This window comes from Microbacterium sp. NPDC060117 (assembly GCF_042729315.1).
In the GTDB taxonomy this organism is placed as follows: Bacteria; Actinomycetota; Actinomycetes; order Actinomycetales; family Microbacteriaceae; genus Microbacterium.
In genome coordinates, this window is sequence record NZ_JBHWXR010000001.1 from 927039 (window position 1) to 950924 (window position 23886).

The following is a 23886-nucleotide window of genomic DNA, read 5'->3' on the forward strand; positions in this document are numbered from 1 at the left end:
CGAAGGCGACCGAGACGAGACGCGGCCACGCAAGTGGCACCCGAGCCGAGCGTCGCCCAACGACCCCGAACCTCCCCTCCCCCGATCCGGAGCAGAGACATCATGACCACCCTCACCGACCAGCCGTCCGCGGCCCCGGCGCGTTCCGTGGCGAGCCGCCGGATGCGCCGGCGCAGCATCCTCGTCGGCTGGAGCTTCATCCTGCCGAACTTCCTCGGTTTCGCGCTGTTCACCCTGGTGCCCGTGCTCGCCGCCTTCGTGCTGGCGTTCATGAACTGGGATGCCTACAACCCGCCCACGTTCGCCGGGATCAAGAACTTCACGCGCCTGTTCGCCGACCAGAACTTCCACGTCGCCCTCGGCAACACCCTGCTCTACGCGATCGGTCACGTGCCGCTCACACTCGTGTGCTCGCTCGGCCTCGCGATCCTGCTCAACCAGAAGCTGCGCGGCATCGCGTTCTTCCGGGTCGCGATCTTCTTCCCCTACATCACCTCGCTCGTCGCCATCGCGATCGTGTGGAACATGCTCTTCGATCCGGTGAACGGACCGATCAACCAGTTCCTGCATCTGCTCGGCGTCGCGAATCCGCCGGGGTGGACCTCGAGCACCGGCTGGGCGCTGCCCGCGGTGATCATCACCAGCGTGTGGCGCGACATGGGCTACTACATGGTGCTCTTCCTCGCCGGCCTCCAGGCGATCCCGCACGAGTACTACGAGGCGGCGGCGATGGACGGCGCGGGACGCTGGCGCACCTTCTGGAACATCACGCTGCCGTCCCTGCGGCCCACGACGTTCCTCGTGCTCGTGCTGCTCAGCGTGTCGAGTTTCAAGGTCTTCGACCTCATCTTCGTGATGACCGGCGGCGGTCCGGGCCGAGCGACGCTCGTGCTGTCGCAGCTCATCTACCAGGACGGCATCCTGAACGGCCAGTTCGGGTACTCCTCGGCGATCTCGCTCGTGCTGTTCCTCATCGTCCTCGTCGTCACCGTCTTCCAGTTCCGGATCCAGCAGAGGCGGGAGCGCTGATGTCCACCCTCATTTCCGACCTCGCCCAGGAGCTCGACGACGGGCACACCGTCGCCCCGGCCCCTGCCCGGCACGGCAGGCGACAGGTCCGCGCCCGGATCGGCCGCATTGCGATGTACCTGCTGCTCGTCGTCCTGCTGGCCGTCGTGCTGCTGCCGTTCCTGTGGATGCTGTCCTCGTCGTTCAAGCACGACGACGAGGTGCTCACGGTGCCCGTCCAATGGCTGCCGACCACCTTCGTGTGGAGCAACTATGCGGCGATCTGGACCCAGATCCCGATGGCCGGTTACCTCGCGAACTCCGCGTTCCTCGCGATCGTCATCACGATCCTGCAGGTGCTCACCGGCAGCTTCGCCGCCTACGGTTTCTCCAAGGTGCGCTTCCCCGGCCGGGACGCCCTGTTCCTGGCGTACATCGCGACGATCGCGGTGCCGTGGCAGGCGTACATGATCCCGCAGTACGTGATGATGCAGAAGGCGGGCCTGACGAACACGTTCACGGCGCTCATCCTGCTGCAGGCGTTCGGCGCGTTCGGCGTCTTCCTGATGCGCCAGTACTACATGACGATCCCCGACGAGCTCAACGAGGCCGCGCGGATCGACGGGCTCAGCGACTACGGCATCTGGGCGCGGATCATCCTGCCGCTCTCGAAGCCCGCGCTCGCCTCGCTGGCCCTGCTCACGTTCGTGAACACCTGGAACGACTACATGGGTCCGTTCATCTACCTCTCCAGCAACGAGCTGTGGACCGTGCAGATCGGGCTCAAGTCGTTCATCGGCCAGTATTCGGCGCAGTACGCCCTGATCATGACCGGATCCGTGATCTCGATCGTCCCGATCCTGGTCATCTTCCTCGCCGGGCAGCGCTATTTCATCGCCGGCATCGCGACGAGCGGGATGAAGGGGTGAGCGTCGTGACCGGCGAACGCAGCGGATCGCGGCGGCGGGGCCTCCCGCGCCTGCGGCAGGAGACCATGGAATCGATGTTCGGGTACGCGTACGCGATCCTGATGGTCGATCTGCTGCTCGTGCTCGCGAACCTGCCGCTCGCGGTGCTCCTGTTCGTCTCGCACGACGCGCTGCAGGCGTGGCCGACCGTGCTGCTGCTCTCGCTCACGCTCGCCCCCTCGCTGGCCGGCGCGTTCGAGGTGTTCCGCCGCCTGCGCGGCGACGAGCCCCCGCGGCCGTTCGCCGCGTTCTGGCACGGGTACCGCGCCCGCGGCGCGCCGGCCGCTCTGCTCGGCCTCATCACAGCGCTCGTGATCGGATTCGTCCTGTACGACGGCGCGATCCTGACCGGCACCGTCTGGGCGCCGCTGCTCGCGCCGACGCTCGCCGTGGTCGCGGCCTGGGCTCTGGCGACCTGCACCTCGACGCTGGCCGGCATCGTGCTGTATCCGCAGGCGTCGGTGCGGGCGATCGCGAAGGCCGCGGTCTACCTGTCGGTGCGGCGCTGGTACTTCAGCGTGTTCGCGCTCGCTCTGCTCGGGATCTCGGCAGCCGCGGTCATCGTGCAGCCCGTGCTCGGCGCCCTCGTCCCTGGGCTCCTGCTCTACGTCGTGTTCACCAACGCCGAGTTCGCGTTCCGCCGTGCGGTGGAGGCGGAGTCCGTCGCAGGCTGACCTCTGGCCGTGATCGGGAGTCCCACCCGCGCCGCAGCGAAACCGATCCGCCCTGGACGCGTACGCCTTCCGAGCGCATGCTGGAGCCATGACCGGCTTCCAGACCACGCACGCGTTCAGCGGCTTCAGCGTCGACGACATCGACGCCGCCCGTACCTTCTACGGCGAGACCCTCGGCCTCGAGGTGTCCACGAACCCGATGGGCTTCCTCGATATCCGGCTGCCGCAGGGCGGATCCATCCTCGTGTACGCCAAGCCGAACCACACCCCGGCGAGCTTCACCATCCTGAACTTCCCCGTCGACGACGTCGAGGCGGCGGTCGACGACCTCAACGCGCGCGGAGTCGTCACCAAGATCTACACGGACCCGGACTTCGGCACCGACGCGAAGGGCATCGCGCACGGCGGACCGGGCCGCGGTCCGGACATCGCCTGGTTCACCGACCCGGCCGGCAACGTGCTGTCGGTGCTCGCTGCGGGCTGATCGAATCCCCTTCTTGACTTCGAGTGCACTCGAAGTCGTAGCGTGGGGCGCATGCCGGAAACCACCACGACGCGCTCGATCTCCGAGGCGGCGCACGAGCTCGGGCTGACCGCGCACACCCTGCGCTACTACGAGCGGGAGGGGCTGCTGCTGGCGCCCGTCGATCGGGAGTCGTCCGACCGTCGCCGGTACACCGACGGGGACATCGCCTGGCTCGGTTTCCTGCGCAAACTCCGCTCCACCGCCATGCCGATCGCGACCCTTCGACGCTACGTCGAACTCGCCCGAGCCGGCGACGGCACGAGCGCGGACCGTCTCGCCCTGCTACGCGAGCACCGCGAGACGGTGCTGGCTCGGCGGGCGGAGCTGGACGACGCCCTCGGCGCCATCGACATCAAGATCGCTCTCTACTCCGAAAGGCTCTCATGAAGCACGCAACCCTCGGCACCCTCTCCGTCGGCCGGCTCGGCCTCGGCTGCATGGGCATGTCGGCCTTCTACTCCGGTGCGAACACGGACGAGACCGAGTCCATCCGCACGATCCACCGCGCGCTCGATCTCGGCGTGACCATGCTCGACACCGCCGAGATGTACGGTCCGCACACGAATGAGGAGCTGGTCGGCCGGGCGCTCGCGGGACGACGCGACGGCGTCGTGATCGCGACGAAGTTCGGCATCCACGCAGGGGCGGACGGCGGACGACGGCTCGACGGGACCCCGGAGAACGTGCGCCGCTCGGTCGAGGGATCGCTGCAGCGCCTCGGCACCGACAGGATCGATCTCTACTACCAGCACCGGATGGATCCCCGGACTCCCATCGAGGACACCGTCGGCACCCTCGCCGAACTGGTCGCCGAGGGGAAGATCCTGCACTACGGGCTCTCGGAGGCCGGCGAGGAGACGCTGCGCCGCGCGCATGCAGTACACCCCGTGACCGCGCTGGAGACCGAGTACTCGCTGTGGACCCGGGAGCCCGCCGAGCAGCTGCTGCCGGTGCTGCGCGAGCTGGGCATCGGTCTCGTGCCGTACTCGCCGCTCGGCCGGGGCTTCCTCACCGGAGCGATCCGCTCCGCCGAATCCCTCGACGCCGGCGACTTCCGGCGGAGCAACCCGCGCTTCGTCGGCGAGAACCTCGATGCCAACCTGCGCATCGTCGACGCCGTCGAGGAGGTCGCCGCCGACCTGGGAGCGACGCCTGCCCAGGTCGCCCTGGCGTGGGTGCTCGCGCAGGGCGACGACGTCGCGCCGATCCCCGGGACGAAGCGGGTGTCCCGCCTCGAGGAGAACGTCGCCGCCGACGCGCTCGTGCTCTCGGAGGAGCAGCTCGCCGCGCTCGGGGCGCTGCCGTCGGCCGCGGGCGACCGCTACGCCGACATGTCGAGCATCGGACGCTGAGGAGGGCGGCGCCGGTTCAGTCTCCGTCGGCGAACCGGCGCTGCACCTCTGCATACGGGAGGGCTCCGTCCAGGAACCCGAGCGTGCCCGTGCCGAGCAGTTCACGCCCGGCACGTTCGAGTGCGGTGAGCGCGGCGCGGGCGAGGCTGCCGCCGAGGCTCACCCGCTTCACCCCGAGCGCGAAGAGCTCCGGCGCAGGGATGACGTGCGCGGCGAGCCCGGCCACGATGTTCAGCGGGGCGGGGATCTCCGCGGCGAGGCGCCGGATCGTCTCCTCGTCGTTCACCCCGGGCACGAAGACGCAGTCCGCCCCGGCCTCGACATAGCGCTGCGCCCGCGCCACCGTCTCGGCGAACGGATCCGTGGTCCCGCCGAAGAAGTAGGCGTCGGTGCGGGCGTTCAACACGAACGTGCCGCGCGGCGCGACCCCGCGTGCGGCCGCGATCCGCTCGGCCGCCTCGTCGATGCCGAACAGCACGCCGTCCGCGGTGTCCTCGAGGTTGCCGCCGACCGCGCCGATCTCGGTCGCGCGCAGCACCGTGCGCGCGACGTCCTGAGCATCATCGCCGTACCCCGCCTCGAGGTCCGCGGTCACCGGCACGTCGACCGCGGCGACGATCGCCGCGACCTTCTCGAGCATGGTGTCGAGGTCGAGCGCGCCGCCGTCCGGCACGCCGAGCGACCACGCGATCCCGGCGCTCGTCGTCGCGATCGCGGGGAAGCCGAGCTGGGCGAGTATTCGCGCGGATCCCGGATCCCACGCGTTCGGCAGCACGAAGCCCCTGCCGTGGTGCAGCGCGAGGAAAGCGGTGGCACGATCGTTCGACATGACCCCTCCTGGATGCTGGTTCCGGACTACTCCGCCGCGATGGCGTCCGTCAACGGCGCATCATCGCTCCGGGTCGTCGGGGCGGTTCCACGCGATCTCGATGAGGCGGCGCAGCACGCCGAGGTCGATGTCGTCGAGCTTGCGGACGTAGACGCAGCCGCGCCCCTCGGTGAACTTTCCGAGGCTCGGCAGCAGCTCGGCACCTGCGGGGAGGTCCTTCAGACCGTAGAGCGACAGCTGCGCCTTGCGGGGCGAGAACGCGACCTTGGGCCAGTCGCCCTCGCTGCTGGCGCCGCGATAGCGATAGCTGCCGTAGCCGACCATCGTCGGCCCCCACAGCACGGGTGCGGCGCCCGTCACCTCGTCGAAGAGCTCGGCGAGCGCGATCCCGTCGAGCCGGCGGCGCTCGGGCGTCGCGGCCTCGAGGAACGCATGGACGTCCGCCGTCGTGGGCTGGGTCTTGATCTCGGCCATGCTGCCATCATCGCGCACGGCACGGACACCGCCACGGGAACGGCACGGTTCCACGTCGCTCAGACGATGCGGGCGAAGCGCGGCCCGCTGTACCCGTCGCGCTCGACGTGCTCCTCGAATATCGCCAGCGGCCGGGCCCAGTAGCCGTAGTCGTCGTAGAGCTTGCGGTAGAAGACCAGCTGTTCCTCGGTCTCGCTGTGCCGACCGACCGCGATCACCTCGTAGCGGGCGCCCTTGAAGTGCTGATAGATGCCGGGAGTCACGGACATCACCGGCTCCTCACCGTCACGCATGCAGGATCCGACATCCTCGGAGAAGAGGACCCGATCAGGGATTATGGCGGAGACGGAGGGATTTGAACCCTCGGTCCCCTTGCGAGGACTCCACCTTAGCAGTGCCAGAGAACGCACACGATGAGCGCAATGTCGCGGGCTGACGCACGTCATGCACGCGGTGTCTCTGCCTGCTCAGAGTCCTCCACTCCCCTGACGCTCCCCTGGTTCGGCCGCTCGGGCGATGGACCCACTGACCGTGGATCGCGAGTTCTACGAGCTCATCCGCGCACGCTATTGCGCCCGGCCGTATGAAGCCAAGCCCGGCGTGTGGGTACGATGCGGCAGCCGCCTCAAGGCCGAATGCGAGAGCTGCGCGGAACTGTACCGAGGCGACTGGGCCGCCATCGCACGCTCGGGCATATTCGACGAGGATGGCACAGTCGTCGAGGGCTACCGCTACGCGTTTCTCACTCTCACCGCACCGAGCTTCGGCAAGGTGGATGAGACTGGCGCAGCCGTCGATCCGACAACCTACGACTATCTCGGCCAGGTGACCTGGAACTACGCCTCCTCAGCGCTCTGGCGCTCGACGCTCCATCGCCTCCATCGCCAATTCAGCGGGCTCGCGTACTTCGCGGTGATCGAAGCTCAGCGCAGAGGTGTTCGGCACTATCACGTGGTCTTGCGCATCCCTGACGGGGAGGCTCCGTTCTTCCCCGAGGCCATTGGGAAGGTGGCCAGGGCCGCGACCACTCAGCATGTTGGAGCCGTGATCGAGTGGGGCACACAGATCGATTGCCAGTACATCTCCGGAGCGACGGATTCCGCGCGGGGCGAAATGGCTCAAACCGTTTGGTATATCTCGAAAGCGCTCGGCTACGCACTGAAGTCCGTAGACGAGAACGACCTGACGGCCGAGCCCGGAGCCACGGGCTCTCCGCACATCGATCACCTTCGCGCCTTGGCCTCGGCAGCGAGGAACGATCTGTGGTGCGCACGGTGTCCGGTGAACGGCCCCCGAGACTGCGCCGCCCCTATCCACGGGAACTTCGGTTCGTCGGCCCAGGTGGTGCTCTACGCACGGGGCTCCAAGGATCGCCCCTCTTGGTCGTTCGCAGGGCTCACCCGTACGAAGCAGCGCGAAGAGCGTACAGCGTGGATGCGAGCTGAGGTAGCCGCAGGACGACGCGAGCAGCGGGACGGAATGTCAGAGCAAGAACGACAGGCCGCCGAGTGGATCAGGGCGAATCGGCACCTTCGACATGACCCGTCTCCTGCTGAGGAGCCCTGCGCGAGCCGCGCGCCGTAGATCGCGCGTAAGCAAGTTCGACAGCACGAAGGTGATCCTCCTCAACATTCAGGGCTGCCTCGAAGCTTGTCCGCTCCTCTGGAGTCATCGCCGCGAGCGAAGCTTCTTCCACCTCTCGAAACGGGATGCCCATCAGCCTGACCTCTTGTCCCATGCCTCCGTCGATGCCGCTCTTCCACGGTGCGACACATGGTACCGCCATGATCTGACGGAGCACGGCAGGACTCATCGAGGGCAAGCGCCGCCCGCGGCGCGCGGCAGCCGTCACTCAGCGTGCGAATTCAGCGTTGGACGTTCGCCTGATCCACCCATCGGGCGAGGAGGCTGAAGGCGGCAAGCTGCTCTAGAGCCAATTGCTCCTCGCCCCCATCGCTTGGAGTGTGCATTCCCGGGTTTCGGATGGCGGCATACAAGCCTTCAGCGAACGCGCGCGCCCCACGGTGAAGGTTCTCGTAGGTCTTGCTTCCGTCATCCTGCGCGAGACGCAGACGAGCGGCACCATCTTTAGGTTCGGAGAGCGAGAACGCCTCATTGAACAGGGCAGTCTCGGATACATCCATGCGACCGACCTTTGCTTGCGTCTCGGCATTCACTCTGATCGCCGCCTGCATGACTGCCTGATGGAAGTGGCCCGTGTTCCAGTAGGAGCGCCCGTTCTCCCACGCCCACGGGTGCAGGTTCGCGGCATCCATATCAGGAGCCCCGTCACCTAATCTTTCGGCCAACTCCGTCGAACGAACCAAGGCAGCTTTAGCCCGCGACGCCTGATCCCTGAGCCAGGCATAGCTCTTGTCCTTGTCGGGCCGATCAGTCCGCCAACCTTTCAGCGCGCGATCCAAGATCTGTTCGACCACGTGTGACCGCTCTGATGCCTCGGTGGCAGGCCCCCGCATGACAGTCCCGAAGAAGACCACCCCGTCCCCAGTTTCCGGGACAACCTGCTCAGTTACGTACAGGAACTGGTCAATCTCGGAGATCGCCCATTCCGCGTCCAGCTTTGCCATGTAGCTATCTTGCCGCAGCGCATCGAGACTGATCGCGTTGACGGGCATCGCAGGACGGGCGGCCAAGCGAGAGCCCGAGCGGCCGAAGGCTTAGCGAGCGGCCGAGCGCGCGCCGCCGCAGTCGGCGTAGCCGGCTGCCTTGATCCTGTATCGGAGATCGTGCCGCGTGAAACGCGGCGTAGGTGTGAACGATTGCATCGGCCGACGCGGAGTGCGAATGGGGCAAAGGTTCCTGAGACTTCCCTGTGAAGCTGCCCCTGACTGCGTGGCCTACCGACTAACTACGTGGACGGACCGGCTGCTTGCAACTTGCTGACAGGTTCACGCCTCGTCGCCGTCTGAAATCAAGGACACTCGCGTCAGCGCGTCGATAATGACGCCCGCGTCCTTGCTTGCAACTCGCAAGCAACTTGCAAGTAAATCCCAGATCAGAAGGCTAATCGGCAGCTTGCAACATGCCCAACGCCGTGTAATTCTCAGTGCCACAGCGGCGGAAACGCACCCCGCTGAACAACTACGAGAGAAGACACGGAGCAGAACATGTCCAACGCCGTTACGATCCCCGTTCCCGCCACGATCCCGGTGCGGTTCCAGCAGGTCACCGCGCCCCGTCCCCAGAGCGTCTACGTGAATGGCTCGCGCACGGACGTACCCAAGACCAACGCTCAGGGAGAGCCGCTCTACGGCTTCGAGGCGACCGTCAATTGCGAGCTGCTGGGCGGGACGGTGGGGTCCGTCCGTGTGAGCACGCCGCTGGCTGAACTGCCTGCGGTCGAGTTCGGTCAGGTGCTCACGCTGGCGAATCCGACGCTCACCATCCGCAACAACCGCGACGGGTATGACCTTGGAGTGTCCATCGAGGCCGCTGGAATCACCGACGACCAGCCGACCGCTGGCCGACGCCAGGGAGCATCGAATGACTGAGTCGATTAGCCCCGCGGAGGCATTTGCCATGCCCACCTCCGCGCGGGACATCGTGAGTCTGTGGCCGAGCTATTCGTTCATGAGCAGGTGGGCGCTGGATGTCCTGCGCTGGGGCATGAGTGACGGAGGGGTCGATGCTCTCCTCGCGCAGTTGCGTGATGCCCAGCGCATGCAGGTCGAGGCGAACCTTCGGCGGCGATTCCTCATCGCGTTCATGCGCGAACGCCTCCCCGCGTCACAGCGGGTCTCTCTCCAACGCATCGCAGAAGTCGCTGGCATGTCGATCTCGGGCGTCCGAACTGCATACAGCGACGCAGATGTCGAAGTCCTCGACGAGTTGATCGTCGAGCTGAAGAAGGAAGGCGACCGATGAAGCTGAAGCTGATCAGGAGTACGCGCGAAGTTGAAACGCAAGTTCCGGAACCTCGCGAGGAGCCGATGAGCGCGGCCACGTTCCGAGGCTGCGTCTCAATGGCGATCTGGCTTGTCGCGCTGTGCATCGCTGTTCTGACGATTGCGGTGGTAATGCGCGGCTGGCCTGCCGCTGAGGACGCCACGGTGCAAGAGATCGGCACCGTTCAGTCTGGGTACGTAGCGATTCCCCCGTGCGGTTGGAACCAGGTCACTGCGACTCGCCCAGGCGAGTCCTCGGTGTCTGTGTCGTCCGACTGCCCGTCGCTGGATCGGACGCGCTGATGTTCCGGCGTTGGATGGCATGGGCTCTACGCACCGCGAAGCTGGCGCTGCTGCTAACGATCTGCTGGTTGGCCCTCGCGGCGGCGGCATCGTTCTTCGGTGCTCTTCAACCTTGGTTGGTGTCGCTGGCCACGGTAGCCGCGCTGGCGACCTTCATCACGGTGTCACTGTTCCGCGAGCCGATGCGGACTCTCACGATGGCACGCCCGAAGGTCGACCGCTCCCCCGAGACCGTGAAGCTCTGGCGCTGGCTTCAGCGGCGCTGGGAATCGCTGTGCATCGCTTCTGGCCTCGCCGGTCCGCTCCCCGTCAAACCCCGTGCTCGACGGCTGTTCCCGAAGGTCAAGCAGATCGCGATGGGACCGCGCGGCCCGGTGCTCGAGATCGCTGTCCTCGTCACTTCGACGTACGCCCAGACCCCAACGGACTGGGTGCGGCGCACAGAGGAGTTGGCGAGCATCATCGGGTGCCCGGTCGAGGTCCGACCGATCAGCGCTCAGCGCGTTCGCGTCGAGCTGCTGGCACGCGCCCCGCTCCGCGAGAAGTCCTTCGTGCGGCTGCCTGCTCAGCTCGACCTGAGCCGCCCTCTGACCATCGGCGTCCGGGCCGACGGCACTCCGTTCCGCCTCGCGGTGGCAGAGAAGCAGACGCTGCTCGTTGGTCAGTCGGGATCGGGCAAGGGCTCGGTTATTGCGTCGATTCTTGCGGGGCTCGGCCCCGGAATCCGCGACGGGATCGTGACGGTGGATGCCATCGATCTGAAGGGCGGCGTGGAGGCGGGCTCCTACGTCAAGCTCGTGCGCACCTCCGCGTGGGATTACGAGTCTGCCCGTCAACTCCTATTGGACCTGGTTCAGGAGTTGGATGATCGGCTCACGACGATGCGCATGGGCGGCTACCGAAAGATCGAGCCGAGCGTGGCTACCCCACTCCGCCTGCTGATCATCGACGAGGCAGCTCACCTGATCTATCAGGCTCCCGACGCCAAGACTCGCGCCGAGGTCGATCTGCTTCTGAAGCGCATCCTCTCCACCGGTCGGGCGGCAGGGTACGTCGTGATTGCCGCACTTCAGGATCCGAGGAAGGAAGCGCTCGCGTCACGTGATTTGTACACACAGACCTTGGCGCTGAAATTCCGCACCCGGGATGACGCAGTGCTGGCGCTGGGGCAATCGGCATACGATGCCGGGGCACGGTGCGAGCTGATTCCGAGCGCGACTCCGGGCACGGGGTTCGCCGTTGACGGCGAAACAGGTGACATCGTGCAATTCCGCGCCTTCTGGGTCTCCGACGGCGATCTGCGCGAGATGGCGCGCATCTACGCCCCGACCGCGCGCGAGCCGCACTCATGACCGACGAACTCACGGCCCTTGCCGCGATCATCCTCCGCACCGAGCGCGCTGCAATCGTCAAGGCAATGTGCGGACAGTGGACGGACGCCGACGATGCTCGTCTCGCCGCCCTCTATGCCGAACGCCGCCGCATCCAGGAGAAGGGAACTCACCATGCATGACTCACCTGAGAAGCTTTGGTACACGGAAGCCGAACTTGCTTCGCTGCTTCGGGTGCATCCGTCCACGGTCTCGCGCCGAGTCCGGGAAGGCAGCCTTCCCGTCAAGCCGCTGATGGTCGGTGCCCGTCGCATGTACCCCGTCGCTGAAGTGCACCGTCTTGCGGGCCTGGTGGCATGAGCATCGAACGTCGGGAGGGAACGGCAGGCGTCCGATGGCGGGTGCGGCTGCACTCAGGCGGGCGAGTGGTTGCCGATCGAACATTCACGACGAAGCGCGCTGCCGAACTCTGGGAGCGTCAGCAGAAGGAAGCGCTCCACGGTGGCGGGTTCGTGCCACCGGAGCGGACCCGCACGCCGGTCTCCGAAGTGGCGTCCGCGTTCCTCCTCGCTCGCTCCGGTCAGGTCGCTCCGCACACGCTGCGGACAGATCGAGACAACATCGCCGCGCTGCCGTCGAAGTTCGTGGCGCGCCCCATCGGCTCGATCTCAGAGGCCGATGTCCTCGCGCTTCTCACCAATCTTCTCGGCGTGCGAGCGCACTCTACGGTTTCGCGCCTGCGCACCACGCTCTCGGCGCTCTGGACGTGGGCGGTGCGCGAGCGCTGGACTCCGACCAACCCCGTCCGTGGCGTACGGATGCCCTCAGGGTCGGTGCAAGCTCACGACGGGGCTCCGCTGACGTTCCCCGTCGTTGTCGCGATCATCGACGCTCAGCGGGACCGGTCTCCGCACGGAGCGCTCATCACCGAGTGGTTGAGTCTCACGGGACTCCGCTGGTCGGAGCTGCGTGCTCTTCGCGTTGCCGATCTGCAAGACCTTCCATTCCCTGCCGTGCGGGTGCTTCGCGCACAGAGCGATGGCTACGCCGAGAAGGCCCCGAAGTCAGTGCGTGGACGCCGTACGGTTCCCCTCGTCACACGTGCGCACGAGATCGCCCACGAATGGGCGTCCGGCAAGGGTCCGACCGATTACCTGGCCACGAGCGCGACCGGCCTGCAACTGCGCGGCACCTACTTCCGTCGTGCCGTCGCCTGGACGACAACCTCACCGGAGCACACGATCCATGATCTGCGGCACTATGCGGCCAGCACGTGGCTTCGCCAGGGCGTCCCGATCAACCAGGTTGCCGCCTGGTTGGGCGACGATCCGCGCACGGTTCTGAAGGTCTACGCGCACGTTCTCGGAGAGGCGCAGGACATCGAGGCACTGCGCCGTCTGAACGCGCCGCTCCCCTCACACTCCCCTAAGTACGCATCCGAACGCGAAACACGGGAAGGAGGAAGGCCGGAAGAGCTTGAGAAAACCAGGCTCTGACCAGGTAAATAGTGGCGGAGACGGAGGGATTTGAACCCTCGGTCCCCTTGCGAGGACTCCACCTTAGCAGGGTGGTGCACTAGGCCTGACTATGCGACGTCTCCAGATGTCCGGCAGGCCGAACACCAGGGACCATCCTAACGGACGCCGCGGGGTGCTGCGAACCGACCGGATCTCGAGCGCCCGCGTCTGGGGCGACACGCGCGGAGTGCGACGATCAGCACAGGGTGTCACGATCAGCACACGGTTCCACGCCAAGAGGTGTGCCGATCGTGACATGGTGTGCCGATCGTCACCCCGCGCACCCGCGGGCAGGGCACCCGACCGCCGCGTGCGGCCGGCACCGCCCCCGGGTGCGCTGCGAGCGAGCCAGCGCCGCCGCCGGGCGTGGAAGCGCGTCAGCCGCTGAAGCCGTTGCCGTTCGAGCAGGTCTGCTGCGCGGCCGACTGGCCGGAGACGTTCTTCGGGAGCTCGACGGGACCGCCGGTCGCGCCGGGCGTCGGCGTCGCGGACGGATCCGTCGTCGCGGGATCGGTCGTCGCCGAGTCGGTCGGTGTCGGCGTCGCGGAGACGACCGCATCGTCGCGCTGGCCGGCGACCTGGATCGGCTGGTTCGCGGCGAGGGCGGACCAGAGCTGGTCGGCGCTATCGGTGTCGGGCACGACCTTGTTCGGGTTGTCGGGGTCGGTGAGCACCGGGTAGTTCACGAAGTTGATCTGGTCCAGCGGCACGTCCTTCATCGCCAGGGCGATCTGCACGAGCAGCGTCGGGCTGGTCAGGGTGGTGCTGGGGGTGACGTTCGACATCACCGTGTTGGCGAGCTTGAGCAGCGTGGCGGGGTTGCCCAGCACCTGGGCGGACACCATCTTGCGCGCCAATGACGCCATGTACACCTGCTGGTTGCTGCCGCGTCCGAGGTCGCTGCCGTCGCCGACGCCGTGCCGGGTGCGCAGGAACTGGAGCGCCTCGTAGCCCTGCAGGGTGTGCGTGCCCGGCGTGAGGTTGAGGGCGGTGTCGGGATCCGTGATGCCGTTCGCGATGCAGACGTCCACGCCGCCGATCGCGTTCGTGATCTCGATCACGCCGCCCCAGGTGACCTTGGCGGCGAACTGGATGTCGAGCCCGGAGACCTCGTGAATGGTGCGAGCGACGCAGTTCAGCCCGCCCGTCTCGAGCGTGACGTTGATCGGCTGCTTGGACATCTCGCTGGTCGCGTTGCCCTGCGCATCGGTGCACGACGGGATCGGGACCATGAGGTCGCGCGGGAACGTGATGACGGTGACGCGGCGCGGGGCGTCGGAGATGTGCAGCAGCAGGTTCGTGTCGTTGCGCTCGCCCTCGTTGCCCGGATCCGAGCAGCGGTCGCCGAACTCCGCGGAGAACTTCGCCTCGCAGATGTCGCTGCCCACGAGCAGCATGTTCACGCCGCCCTTGATCGCGCCGATGTCCGGCGGCACCGACTTCTCGCCGTCCAGGGCGACGGCGTTCGCGCTGAAGGTGTGGCCCAGATCGTAGGCGACGTACGCCGCGACGGAGACGCCGGAGACGAGCACCACGGCCATGGCGATGCCGACGATCTTCATCAGCTGGCTCCAGGCGCTCGGACGGCGCAGCTGGCCGTGTCCGGCGACGGGGCGTCGGGATCGGGACGTCACGCTCACACGGTGCCTTTCACGATTCGGCGGGTGACCCGCGCCACCCTGCGCTCACTCAGCGGAGAGTGTGGGATTCGAACCCACGGGACATTGCTGCCCACTGGTTTTCAAGACCAGGTCCTTCGGCCGCTCGGACAACTCTCCTCGGCGTGCATGCACACGCCGAACAGGGGTCGAGTCTAACGGAGAACCGGGTAGCGCCCTGCGAGCGCTCCTCCATTGTGCCCGCCAGCGGCTGGACGGGTGCTGAGTGAAGGCCCAGGTCAGGCCCGAGAAGGCCTCCCTTCGTCTCGCTTCGCCGCTCAGGAACCGTCGGCCGATCGCAGACGTTTCGCCTCGGTCGCCTTCGGCGTCCTCGCTCAACGACCCCGGGTGGGGGCGACGGGAGCGGCCAGCACGATCCGCTCGATCGCGGCGGCGAGCCCGCCGTCCTCGACGTCGCCGGTGACCTCGCCGGCCGCGGCCTTGACCTCGTCGGGCGCCTGCCCCATCGCCACCGCGCGGCCGCCGAACCCGCGCGCCCAGGCGAACATGCCGAGGTCGTTGCGTCCGTCTCCGGCGACCAGCACGCGGTCGCCCTCCCCGCCGAGCGCCTCCCGCACGCGGGCCAGCGCTGTGCCCTTGTCCACGCCGCGCGGAGCGATGTCGAGCCACGCGGTCCAGCCGATCGCATACGACACCTCGTTGAGCCCGGCGTCCTGCACGAGCCGGTGGAAGTCGTCCTCGTCGTGGCCCGGGGAGACCACGACCACGCGCGACACCTCCTGGGCGCCCAACTCGGCGAAGGAGACCTGGCGCCCACCGTCGAGCGTCCAGTCGTCCAGCTCCGCGGTGTACAGGCGCTGGCCGGATCCGAGCTCCACCATGTACCGCGCATCGGGCAGACGATCGTGCAGCAGCGCGAGCACGGCGGAGGGGTCGAAGGTCTCCACGTTCCAGCGCTCGTACTCGTCCGCTGCGGGCCGTTCCGAGGCCGCGGCATCCGCGGCCTCCCCGATGCGGCGCATCGTCACGGCGCCGTTCGAGCACACCACGAACTCCGGCCGGATCTCGAGCTGGTCGAGGAAGCGGTGCGTGCCCATCCAGCTGCGGCCGGTCGCGAGCATGACCTCATGGCCGGCGTCGCGGGCGCGGCCCACGGCGTCGAGAACGCCCGGGCTCATCGTCTCGTCCTGCAGCAGGATGGTGCCGTCGATGTCGAGGGCGATGAACCAGGCGTTCGTCATGCGTCCGCGCCCTCGGTTCCCACGGCGTCGGCAGCGGCCAGCGGCCTCAGCACCTCGAGCCCGCCGAGGTAAGGGCGCAGGACTTCCGGCACCCGCACGGATCCGTCCTCCTGCTGATGCGTCTCGAGGATCGCGACGATCCAGCGCGTCGTGGCGAGCGTGCCGTTCAGGGTCGCCACGTGCTGTGTCTTCGCCGCGCCCTCGGCCGCCTCCGGGCGGTGGCGGATGTCGAGGCGCCGCGCCTGGTAGGTGGTGCAGTTCGAGGTCGAGGTGAGCTCGCGGAACGCACCCTGAGTGGGCACCCACGCCTCGATGTCGTACTTGCGCGCGGCACTGGATCCGAGATCCCCGGCCGCCACGTCGATGACCCTGTAGGAGAGGCCGAGGGCGGTGAGCATCTCCTCCTGCAGCGCGACGAGGCGGAGGTGCTCGGCCTCGGCCTCCTCGGGCGTCGTGTAGACGAACATCTCCAGCTTGTTGAACTGGTGCACGCGGATGATGCCGCGGGTGTCCTTGCCGTAGGAACCGGCCTCGCGGCGGTAGCAGGTCGACCAGCCGGCGTAGCGCAGAGCACCGCGGGACAGGTCGACGATCTCGCCGGAGTGATAGCCGGCCAGGGCCACCTCGCTCGTGCCGACCAGGTAGAGGTCGTCGTCCTTGTCGAGGTGGTAGACCTCGTCGGCGTGCTTGCCGAGGAAGCCGGTGCCCTGCATGATCTCCGGGCGCACCAGGGTGGGCACGATCATCGGGGTGAACCCGGCGGCGAGCGCCCGCTCGAGCGCGAGGTTCATGAGCGCGATCTCGAGCCGGGCGCCGATGCCGGTGAGGAAGTAGAACCGTGCGCCGGAGACCTTCGCGCCGCGCTCCATGTCGATCGCGCCGAGAAGCTCGCCGATGGCGAGGTGGTCGCGCGCCTCGAAGTCGAAGGTCGGGGTCTCACCGACCCGGCGCAGCTCGACGAAGTCGTCCTCGCCACCCGCGGGCACCCCGTCGATGACGACGTTCTCGATCGCGGAGAGCGCGTCGGCGGCGACCTCCGCCGCCTCGTTCGACGCCGCCTGCGCCTGCTTCACGCGCTCGGCGAGGTCCTTCGCCTGCGCCACCAGCGCGGCCTTCTCGTCCTTCGGCGCCTTCGCGACCTGCTTGCCGAACGCGTTCTGCTCGGCGCGCAACTCCTCGAATGCGGAGAGGGCCGCCCGGCGCGATCGGTCGGCCTCGATCGCCGCATCGACGGTCTCCGGCGCGTTGCCGCGCGCGGCCTGGGACTGACGGACGAGCTCGGGCTGGTCGCGGAGAAGGGCGAGATCGATCACCGGTCAAGTCTATCCAGGCGTCACCCCGCGGTTCTCCGGGCTCCGCGAGGGCAGCCCAGGCGCACCACGGCCCTGTCGACAGCCGAGGACGGCTTCGCCGGCACCGCCTCCCCGACGCGGTGCATGCCCGTATCACCCGGTCGCGGATCCGATTCCGTCGACGCCGGAATAGGCTGAGCGCATGACTGACGATGCCGGACGCCCGCGCGCCGCACTCGTCGTCAACCCGGTCAAGGCCGATGCGCCGAAGCTCGTCGAGCTGCTGCGCGCGCGGTCGGCGGAAGCGGGCTGGGACGCCCCGCTCATCATCGAGACCTCCGTGCAGGATCCGGGCCAGGAGGCCACCCGCGTCGCACTCGCCGACGGAGCCGCCGCCGTGCTGGTCGCCGGCGGCGACGGCACCGTCCGCGCGGTGTCCGAGACGATGGCGGGAACCGGAGTGCCGCTGGCGATCGTTCCCAGCGGCACGGGCAACCTGCTCGCCCGCAATCTGGGCCTCGCGCTGGACATGCCGTCGGCCGTGATCGACGCCGTGTTCCACGGCGACCGGCATCCGGTCGACATCGGCTGGGCGGAGCTGACGCGCGCGGACGGCGCCGTGCAGAGACACGGTTTCGTCGTCCTCGCCGGCATCGGACTGGACGCCCACATGATCGCGAACACCCGTCCCGGTCTGAAGAAGTCCGTGGGCTGGGTCGCCTATGTCGACGGCGCCGCGCGCTCCCTGCCCGGCGCGAAGCCGTTCCGCATCATGTACGCCGTCGACGATCTCAAGCTGCACTCGGTCAAGGTGCACAGCATGCTGTTCGCGAACTGCGGCGCGCTGCCCGCGGGCATCGCCCTCATCCCCGACGCCTCGATCACCGACGGCACCCTCGACGTCGCGGTCATCCAGGCACGCGGTCCGTTCGGCTGGCTGGCGGTGTGGCGCACGGTGTGGTGGCAGAACTCGGTGCTGCGCCGCAGCAAGGCCGGCCGGCGCATGATCGAGCTCACGGGATCCGGCGGCTCGATCCGCTACCTCAGCGGCAGCGACGCGGACGCCGCCACCACGGAGCCGGCCCCGGTCGAGCTGGACGGCGACGAGTTCGGCGAGGCCGTGCGGATCCACTGCAGGATCGACCCGGGCGCGCTGCTCGTGGCCGTACCGGCCGGGCATGTGATCAGCCCGGCCTGAGCAGACCTCAGCCGATGACGGCGACGGTGCCGTCCAGCTTGTCCCCCTTGAGCGTCAGCGTGTAGCCGGCCGGATCGGCAGGCGCATTCACGCCGAGCATCGTGATCCGGGGGACGAAGTCCATGGTGCAGGCCTGGGTGGCGTCGGTCTGGAACGTCACCGTCGCGCCGGTCTTGTCCTGGTTCTCGGTCAGATCGGTCACGACCGGCCGGCACGTCGAGGATCCCCAGGTCAGAAGCAGGATCCCGTTCTCCGAGAACCATCCCGCGCTGGGCTTGCCGTCGCTGCTGCCGCCAGCGCTGAGCGAGCTGTTGCCCGAGAGAGGCAGCCGCCCCTGGAAACCGCCGCCCTGGAAGGACACCGTCACGTCCTTGGTCGCGTCGATGCCCTCCGGCACGCCGATGAAGGTCGCCCGGGGCGCGAAGTCGGCCGTGCACACGGCCTTCGGATCCGGTTCGGCGAGCGTCACGGTGATCGTCTGCCCGTCGGCCTTCACGTCCTCGGCGACCGGGGTGCAGGCGAGCGAGGAGGACCCGTAGGTGACGAGCCCGATCCCGCGCCCGCCGTCCAGCCAGGCCGCCGCCGGATCCGTGGACGGCTCCGGGGATGCGGTCGACTCGGCCGTCGGAATGGGCGCGCTCACCGGTTCCAGCTGGGCGCAGCCCGCCAGGGCGATCGTTGCGGACGCGGCGAGCGCCGCGATGGCCAGAGCGGTCCGGATCCTCATGCGCTCATGCTATCCAGCGCGGGCGCCCGGCCACCATGCCCGCGGTCCGGTGACCGGGGGACCGTCCGGCGCCGCGCGCTACTGCAGCGAGGAGGTGAGCCGGGCGAGGTTGTCCAGCACGGTGGAGCGCAGCGGCTGCTGCATCCACTCCTCGAGCGTCAGCTCCCGGCTGAGCGAGCGGTAGCGGTCTTCGACCTCACGCAACTCCCGGACGAACTCCTCCCCGCGCACGAACATCGAGATCTCGAGGTTCAGACCGAAGGAGCGCATGTCCATGTTGCTGGATCCGATGACCGCGACGTCGTCGTCGATCGTGAGGCTCTTGGTGTGCAGGATGTAGGGCTTTCGGTACATCCAGATCCGCACGCCGGCCTTCAGCAGCGCCTCGTAGTAGCTGCGCTGCGCGTGGTAGACGATCGCCTGATCGCCCTCCTCCGAGACGAACAGCTCGACCTGGACCCCGCGATCGCAGGCCGTGGAGACGGCGAGCAGCAGGGCCTCATCGGGCACGAAGTAGGGGCTCACGATCATGATCTTGCGCTCGGCCGCGTACAACAGGCCGAGGAAGAGCCGGAGGTTGTTCTCCGCCTCGAAACCCGGCCCGGACGGCACGATCTGGCAGTCCAGGTCGCCGCTGCCGCTCTCCGTCGGTGCGAAGGCGACGGAGTCGGGCACGTCGTCGGTCTCGCTGTACCAGTCGGACAGGAAGACCGCATTCACGCTCCCGACCACCGGGCCGTCGACGCGCACCATCAGGTCGACCCAGTGCAGGCCCCGCTTGATGTTCTTCGGCAGGTTGTAGGTCGAGTCGGTGACGTTCTGGGATCCGAGGAACGCCACTTCGTTGTCGACCACGAGCAGCTTGCGGTGGTTGCGCAGATCGGGGCGCTGGGTGCGCCCCTTGAGCGGCTGCACCGGCAGCATCAGGTGCCAGTCGGCGCCCATCGCGTCCAGCCGGGCGATGGTCTGCCGGTACCGCGGCTTCCACCGGTTCGCCCAGTGGTCCAGCAGCACGCGCACGGGCACGCCGCGGGCGGCCGTCTCCTCCATCGCGCGGAAGAAGTTGTCGGTCGCGGCGTCGGACTGCAGGATGTAGAACTCGACGTGCACGAACTCCGTGGCGTTCCGGATCGCGTCCGCCATCGCGTCGAGCGAGGCCTGGTAGTCGGAGATCAGGTGCGCGCCGTTGTCGCCGAACAGCGGCAGGGCCCCGAGCCGCTGGTTCATGCGCACGAGTGAGGCGAGGCTCTCCGGCATCTCCGTGCCGGAGCTGCCCAGATGCAGGTCCTTCGTGACCTCGGCGATGGTCTCGTTGATGAGATCCTGCTTCTTGCGCCGCGCACGGGGCAGCCGCGGGTTCCCGATCAGCAGGAACAGCAGCACCCCGATGTACGGGATGAAGTAGATCGCCAGCAGCCACGCGGTCGCGGCCGTGGGGCGGCGGTTTCTCGGCACGACGATGATCGCGATGATGCGGATCGTGAGGTCGATCAGAACAGCCGCCACCGCGATGATCAGGGACCACACACTGGGGTCCATGCGCCACTCCTGATCCGGGAAGGGTCGCCCGATCGGCGACTTCGTCCCACAGTAGCGGCTGGAGCGGACAACGCCCGGAGGCGGCCCTGGGCGATGCGATGAGGTGGACTCGCGCCTCAGGTCACGACGAGCCTCGCGTCAGGACGAGCCTCGCGTGACGAGGACCCTTGCGTCAGGACGAGCGGGGCGGCATGCCGCGGGCCGCGCGCTCTTCGGCCTCGATGCGCGCGTGCGTCTGCCGTTCGGTGCGATCGAAGCGCAGGATCCCGCGGAGCACGAACCAGAACACGACGCAGACGACGATCGTGGGGATCACCGACCACGCGGCGGCCACCCAGAATTCGTCCATGCTCCGATCCTACCCGGGGCTCCGGTGCGCCCGCTGGGAGCGCCCGGGACCGTGCCGGGCCCCGGGCGCAATCGATCCGCACATCCGGGATCCGCAAGGTTCCTCCGCACCGTTCCGTTCCTGACGCGGAAGGCGATCCGGCGCGCTCACGATCGTGGGTCCATGACCACCATCGTTCACGCCGCGGGAGCCGCAGAGCTGCTCGCCGCCATCCCCGTGCTCACCGGCTTCACTCCGCGCGAATCCGTGGTGCTGCTGCCGTTCCGCGGATCGCGCACCGCCGGGGCGCTCCGCTTCGACCTTCCTCCGGGATCCGTCTCCGTCGCATCCGCGCCGCCGGACGCACCGCCGCCGCCCTCCCCTCTTCGCGAGTCCGCCGCCCCCACCGCCGAGGAGTTCGCCGCGACGGCGATCGGGCTGGCCTGCCGCGTCCCGGACACGGATGCGCTCGCGATCGCGGTGTATGCAGACGGCGGTGTTTCCGCGGTGACGCCCGACGCCGGCACGGCGCGGTCCGCGACGCCCGGGCGGCCGCCCCACGCGGGGCTTCCCGCGGCGTCACTGGTCGAGGCGCTGATCCGTCGTACCGAGGCGTGCGGCCTGCACGTCGTCGAGGCGCTGTTCGTCGGAGCCGGATCCTGGGCCGACTACCGGGATCCGCAGGCCCCGCCGCGTCCGCTCGAGGAGGTGCCGCCCCCGCCCTCCGTCCCGGGCTTCGCAGGGCCCGCGCCGGATCAGTTCAGCGGCACCGAGCTGCCCTCGCCCGGACTGTTCGCCGCGGAATCGGTCGGCCGTGCGCTCCTCGCCGTCGAACGCGTGCTCGGCCCCGCCTCGGCCGGGCGCACACCTCCCGCCGCGGAGGTGCGGACGGATCCGAGGGCGCAGGAGACCGCGCTGCTGCTGGACGATCTGCCCTCGTTCCTGGAGGAGGTGCTGGATTCGCCCGAGGCGCTGTCACCGTTCGCGACGGCCGCACTCGTGTGGATCCTGAACCGTCCGGCGCTGCGCGACGTCGCACTCGTGCAGTGGGCGAGCAGCATCGACCGCGGCGATCGGGCGCTCGTCGCGCAGCTGGGCCACAGCCTGAGCGGATCCGCGGTGCCTCCGGACATCGGCGGCATCCTGATCGGGCACGGCCCGCGCCCGGACAGCGATCGCCTGGGCGTGGCACTGACCCTCGTCCGCCGCACGATCACGCTCGCGCCGCGCCAGGCGCGGAGTGGACCACTCGCGGCCGCCGCGTGGCTGTCGTGGGCGGTCGGGCGCTCGACGCATGCCGCGCGGTTCCTCGATCAGGCGCAGGAGATCGACCCCGGGCTCACCTTCGTGCAGCTGCTGCGCGCCGTGGTCGACGCCGGCATGCTGCCGGAGTGGTCCTTCCGCGCCGCCGCGGCGTGACGCCGGCGGGAATCGGGCTGTGGACGACTACTTCACCAGCGGGAACAGGATCGTCTCGCGGATGCCCAGGCCCGTCACGGCCATGAGCAGGCGGTCGATGCCCATGCCCATTCCACCGGTCGGCGGCATGCCGTGCTCGAGCGCGCGCAGGAACTCGTCGTCCACGCGCATCGCCTCGAGATCGCCGCCCGCGGCGAGCTTCGCCTGTTCGACGAACCGCTCGCGCTGGATGACGGGGTCGACGAGCTCGGAGTAGCCCGTGGCGAGCTCGAAACCGCGCACGTACAGGTCCCACTTCTCAACGACGCCCGGGATCGAGCGATGCTCGCGCACGAGCGGGGAGGTGTCGACGGGGAAGTCCATCACGAAGGTCGGCCGCTCGAGTCCGCCCTTGACGAAGTGCTCCCACAGCTCCTCGATGAGTTTGCCGTGGGTCGCGTGCGGCGGGATGTCGACGCCGTTCGCCTCGGCGAACGCGATGAGCTCGGACACCGGGTCGGACGGGGTGAAGGTGCGCCCCGCCGCCTCGGACAGGGAGTCGTACATCGAGATGCGCGCCCACTGCCCGCCGAGGTCGTATTCGGTGCCGTCGGCCCAGGTCACGAGGGTGGATCCGGCGACCGCGATCGCGGCGTTCTGGATCAGCTCCTGCGTGAGGTCGGCGATGCCGTTGTAGTCGGAGTACGCCTGATACGCCTCGAGCATGGCGAACTCCGGGCTGTGCGTGGAGTCGGCCCCCTCGTTGCGGAAGTTCCTGTTGATCTCGTACACGCGCTCGATGCCGCCGACGACGGCGCGCTTCAGGTACAGCTCCGGCGCGATCCGCAGGTACAGCTCGGTGTCGAACGCGTTCGAGTGCGTGATGAACGGGCGGGCCGAGGCGCCGCCGTGCTGCACCTGCAGCATCGGGGTCTCGACTTCGAGGAAGTCGTGGCTCGTGAAGGTCTGGCGCAGGCTGGCGTTGACCGCCGCGCGGGCGCGCACGGTGCTGCGGGCCTGGTCGCGCAGGATCAGGTCGAGGAAACGGCTGCGCACGCGGCCCTCTTCGCTGAGCTCGCCATAGGCGTTGGGCAGCGGCAGGATCGCCTTGGATGCGATCGTCCAGCTGTCGGCCATGATCGACAGCTCACCTCGGCGGCTGGAGATGACCTCGCCGTGCACGAACACGTGGTCGCCGAGGTCGACGAGCTCCTTCCACTGCGCGAGGGATTCCTCCCCCACGTTGGCGAGCGAGATCATCGCCTGGATCCGGGATCCGTCGCCGGCCTGCAGTGTGGCGAAGCAGAGCTTGCCGGTGTTGCGGCTGAACACCACGCGTCCGGCGACGCCGACGAACACCCCGGTCTCGGCGCCCGGCTCGAGCTCGCCGTACTCGGCGCGCAGCTGCGGGATGGTGTGCGAGACCGGCACGGCCACCGGGAAGGCCCCGCCCGACGCGTCCGCACGGTCGGCGATCAGCCGCTCGCGCTTGGCGAGGCGCACCTCGCGCTGCTCGAAGGTGTCGTCCGCCTCGGCGGTGTCGTCGGTGGGCGCGGTGACGGGCGCGTCGGTCATGTGCAGGGCTCCTCGGAAGTCGCCGACAAGTCTACCGGCGCGCGCCTTCGCGCCCGCCGGGCACGGGTCGGGGGCGCGCCCG

The 23886-nt window shown here is 68.5% G+C and carries 27 protein-coding genes and 2 tRNA genes; 16 read left to right on the top strand and 13 right to left on the bottom strand.

What is annotated here, in order from left to right:
- Nucleotides 1-102 precede the first annotated feature (102 nt).
- From ACFWCK_RS04170 to ACFWCK_RS04195, 6 genes are all read left to right on the top strand, one after another.
- Nucleotides 103-1029, top strand: a complete 927-nt coding sequence (locus ACFWCK_RS04170) for a carbohydrate ABC transporter permease (RefSeq protein WP_233312224.1) — start codon at nt 103-105, stop codon at nt 1027-1029.
- The gene (locus tag ACFWCK_RS04175) at nt 1029-1937 is read left to right on the top strand and encodes a carbohydrate ABC transporter permease (protein WP_378804707.1); all 909 of its coding nucleotides are present in this window, start codon (nt 1029-1031) and stop codon (nt 1935-1937) included. Before ACFWCK_RS04170 ends, ACFWCK_RS04175 begins: the two co-directional genes overlap by 1 nt.
- Nucleotides 1934-2650: a DUF624 domain-containing protein gene (locus ACFWCK_RS04180; protein WP_378804708.1), complete on the top strand. Its 717-nt coding sequence runs from the start codon at nt 1934-1936 to the stop codon at nt 2648-2650. Before ACFWCK_RS04175 ends, ACFWCK_RS04180 begins: the two co-directional genes overlap by 4 nt.
- 88 nt (nt 2651-2738) lie before the next feature.
- A complete protein-coding gene (locus tag ACFWCK_RS04185; RefSeq protein ID WP_233312227.1) occupies nt 2739-3134 on the top strand; it encodes a VOC family protein in 396 nt (131 codons plus the stop codon).
- A gap of 51 nt (nt 3135-3185) precedes the next feature.
- A complete protein-coding gene (locus ACFWCK_RS04190) occupies nt 3186-3563 on the top strand; it encodes a MerR family transcriptional regulator (protein WP_233312228.1) in 378 nt (125 codons plus the stop codon).
- The gene (locus tag ACFWCK_RS04195; RefSeq protein ID WP_378804710.1) at nt 3560-4528 is read left to right on the top strand and encodes an aldo/keto reductase; all 969 of its coding nucleotides are present in this window, start codon (nt 3560-3562) and stop codon (nt 4526-4528) included. Before ACFWCK_RS04190 ends, ACFWCK_RS04195 begins: the two co-directional genes overlap by 4 nt.
- A 16-nt stretch (nt 4529-4544) precedes the next feature.
- Here the strand turns inward: ACFWCK_RS04195 and ACFWCK_RS04200 are convergent, their stop codons facing one another.
- From ACFWCK_RS04200 to ACFWCK_RS04210, 3 genes are read right to left on the bottom strand one after another with little or no spacing between them, the layout of a single operon-like run.
- Complete coding sequence (locus tag ACFWCK_RS04200; protein WP_378804711.1) at nt 4545-5357, bottom strand: isocitrate lyase/phosphoenolpyruvate mutase family protein; 813 nt, start codon at nt 5355-5357, stop codon at nt 4545-4547.
- 60 nt (nt 5358-5417) lie between these two features.
- Nucleotides 5418-5831 carry a DUF1801 domain-containing protein gene (locus tag ACFWCK_RS04205; protein ID WP_378804712.1) on the bottom strand — a complete coding sequence of 138 codons (414 nt, stop codon included), beginning with the start codon at nt 5829-5831 and terminating at the stop codon, nt 5418-5420.
- Nucleotides 5832-5890: 59 nt separating this feature from the next.
- Complete coding sequence (locus ACFWCK_RS04210) at nt 5891-6100, bottom strand: DUF1653 domain-containing protein (RefSeq protein WP_378804713.1); 210 nt, start codon at nt 6098-6100, stop codon at nt 5891-5893.
- 247 nt (nt 6101-6347) lie between these two features.
- On the opposite strand from ACFWCK_RS04210, the gene ACFWCK_RS04215 reads away from it, so the two are divergent.
- Nucleotides 6348-7415: a replication initiator gene (locus tag ACFWCK_RS04215; RefSeq protein ID WP_378804714.1), complete on the top strand. Its 1068-nt coding sequence runs from the start codon at nt 6348-6350 to the stop codon at nt 7413-7415.
- Nucleotides 7416-7696: 281 nt separating this feature from the next.
- Here ACFWCK_RS04215 and ACFWCK_RS04220 read toward each other — a convergent pair whose 3' ends face one another.
- Entirely contained in the window at nt 7697-8419 is a 723-nt protein-coding gene (locus ACFWCK_RS04220) for a TIGR02391 family protein (RefSeq protein WP_378804715.1), read from the bottom strand.
- Between the two features lie 540 nt (nt 8420-8959).
- Between ACFWCK_RS04220 and ACFWCK_RS04225 the strand changes: the two genes are divergently transcribed.
- The 7 genes from ACFWCK_RS04225 to ACFWCK_RS04255 are packed head-to-tail and all read left to right on the top strand — an operon-like array spanning nt 8960 to nt 12866.
- Nucleotides 8960-9343, top strand: a complete 384-nt coding sequence (locus tag ACFWCK_RS04225; RefSeq protein ID WP_378804716.1) for a hypothetical protein — start codon at nt 8960-8962, stop codon at nt 9341-9343.
- Between the two features lie 28 nt (nt 9344-9371).
- Complete coding sequence (locus ACFWCK_RS04230; RefSeq protein ID WP_378804718.1) at nt 9372-9716, top strand: hypothetical protein; 345 nt, start codon at nt 9372-9374, stop codon at nt 9714-9716.
- Nucleotides 9713-10039 (top strand): hypothetical protein, encoded by a 327-nt coding sequence (locus ACFWCK_RS04235; RefSeq protein ID WP_378804719.1) that lies wholly within the window; start codon nt 9713-9715, stop codon nt 10037-10039. Before ACFWCK_RS04230 ends, ACFWCK_RS04235 begins: the two co-directional genes overlap by 4 nt.
- 14 nt (nt 10040-10053) lie before the next feature.
- Nucleotides 10054-11391 (top strand): FtsK/SpoIIIE domain-containing protein, encoded by a 1338-nt coding sequence (locus ACFWCK_RS04240; protein ID WP_378804720.1) that lies wholly within the window; start codon nt 10054-10056, stop codon nt 11389-11391.
- A complete protein-coding gene (locus tag ACFWCK_RS04245) occupies nt 11388-11552 on the top strand; it encodes a hypothetical protein (protein ID WP_378804721.1) in 165 nt (54 codons plus the stop codon). Before ACFWCK_RS04240 ends, ACFWCK_RS04245 begins: the two co-directional genes overlap by 4 nt.
- Complete coding sequence (locus ACFWCK_RS04250) at nt 11545-11730, top strand: helix-turn-helix domain-containing protein (protein ID WP_378804722.1); 186 nt, start codon at nt 11545-11547, stop codon at nt 11728-11730. The genes ACFWCK_RS04245 and ACFWCK_RS04250 overlap by 8 nt, the downstream gene beginning before the upstream one ends.
- Nucleotides 11727-12866, top strand: coding sequence for a tyrosine-type recombinase/integrase (locus ACFWCK_RS04255; RefSeq protein ID WP_378804723.1), 1140 nt, complete (start codon nt 11727-11729; stop codon nt 12864-12866). The genes ACFWCK_RS04250 and ACFWCK_RS04255 overlap by 4 nt, the downstream gene beginning before the upstream one ends.
- Before the next feature lie 12 nt (nt 12867-12878).
- On the opposite strand, the gene ACFWCK_RS04260 is transcribed toward ACFWCK_RS04255, so the two are convergent.
- The 5 genes from ACFWCK_RS04260 to serS form a co-directional block, all read right to left on the bottom strand.
- Nucleotides 12879-12970, bottom strand: a tRNA-Ser gene (locus tag ACFWCK_RS04260).
- A 294-nt stretch (nt 12971-13264) separates the two neighbouring features.
- Nucleotides 13265-14521, bottom strand: coding sequence for an LCP family protein (locus ACFWCK_RS04265; RefSeq protein ID WP_378804724.1), 1257 nt, complete (start codon nt 14519-14521; stop codon nt 13265-13267).
- Between the two features lie 59 nt (nt 14522-14580).
- Nucleotides 14581-14665, bottom strand: a tRNA-Ser gene (locus ACFWCK_RS04270).
- 215 nt (nt 14666-14880) lie between these two features.
- Nucleotides 14881-15747 carry an HAD family hydrolase gene (locus tag ACFWCK_RS04275; RefSeq protein ID WP_233312234.1) on the bottom strand — a complete coding sequence of 289 codons (867 nt, stop codon included), beginning with the start codon at nt 15745-15747 and terminating at the stop codon, nt 14881-14883.
- Nucleotides 15744-17060 (bottom strand): serine--tRNA ligase, encoded by a 1317-nt coding sequence (gene serS / locus ACFWCK_RS04280; RefSeq protein WP_378804725.1) that lies wholly within the window; start codon nt 17058-17060, stop codon nt 15744-15746. The genes ACFWCK_RS04275 and serS overlap by 4 nt, the downstream gene beginning before the upstream one ends.
- Nucleotides 17061-17241: 181 nt before the next feature.
- On the opposite strand from serS, the gene ACFWCK_RS04285 reads away from it, so the two are divergent.
- Nucleotides 17242-18237 (top strand): diacylglycerol/lipid kinase family protein, encoded by a 996-nt coding sequence (locus tag ACFWCK_RS04285; protein ID WP_378804727.1) that lies wholly within the window; start codon nt 17242-17244, stop codon nt 18235-18237.
- A gap of 7 nt (nt 18238-18244) precedes the next feature.
- On the opposite strand, the gene ACFWCK_RS04290 is transcribed toward ACFWCK_RS04285, so the two are convergent.
- The 3 genes from ACFWCK_RS04290 to ACFWCK_RS04300 form a co-directional block, all read right to left on the bottom strand.
- Nucleotides 18245-18964: a hypothetical protein gene (locus ACFWCK_RS04290; RefSeq protein WP_378804728.1), complete on the bottom strand. Its 720-nt coding sequence runs from the start codon at nt 18962-18964 to the stop codon at nt 18245-18247.
- A gap of 78 nt (nt 18965-19042) precedes the next feature.
- Nucleotides 19043-20503 carry a cardiolipin synthase gene (gene cls / locus ACFWCK_RS04295; protein WP_233312238.1) on the bottom strand — a complete coding sequence of 487 codons (1461 nt, stop codon included), beginning with the start codon at nt 20501-20503 and terminating at the stop codon, nt 19043-19045.
- Nucleotides 20504-20675: 172 nt separating this feature from the next.
- The gene (locus ACFWCK_RS04300; RefSeq protein WP_233312239.1) at nt 20676-20852 is read right to left on the bottom strand and encodes a hypothetical protein; all 177 of its coding nucleotides are present in this window, start codon (nt 20850-20852) and stop codon (nt 20676-20678) included.
- A 162-nt stretch (nt 20853-21014) separates the two neighbouring features.
- Between ACFWCK_RS04300 and ACFWCK_RS04305 the strand changes: the two genes are divergently transcribed.
- On the top strand, nt 21015-22250 hold the full coding sequence (locus tag ACFWCK_RS04305) for a DUF4192 family protein (RefSeq protein WP_378804729.1): 1236 nt from the start codon (nt 21015-21017) through the stop codon (nt 22248-22250).
- A 27-nt stretch (nt 22251-22277) separates the two neighbouring features.
- On the opposite strand, the gene lysS is transcribed toward ACFWCK_RS04305, so the two are convergent.
- A complete protein-coding gene (gene lysS / locus ACFWCK_RS04310) occupies nt 22278-23804 on the bottom strand; it encodes a lysine--tRNA ligase (protein WP_378804730.1) in 1527 nt (508 codons plus the stop codon).
- Nucleotides 23805-23886: the final 82 nt, after the last annotated feature.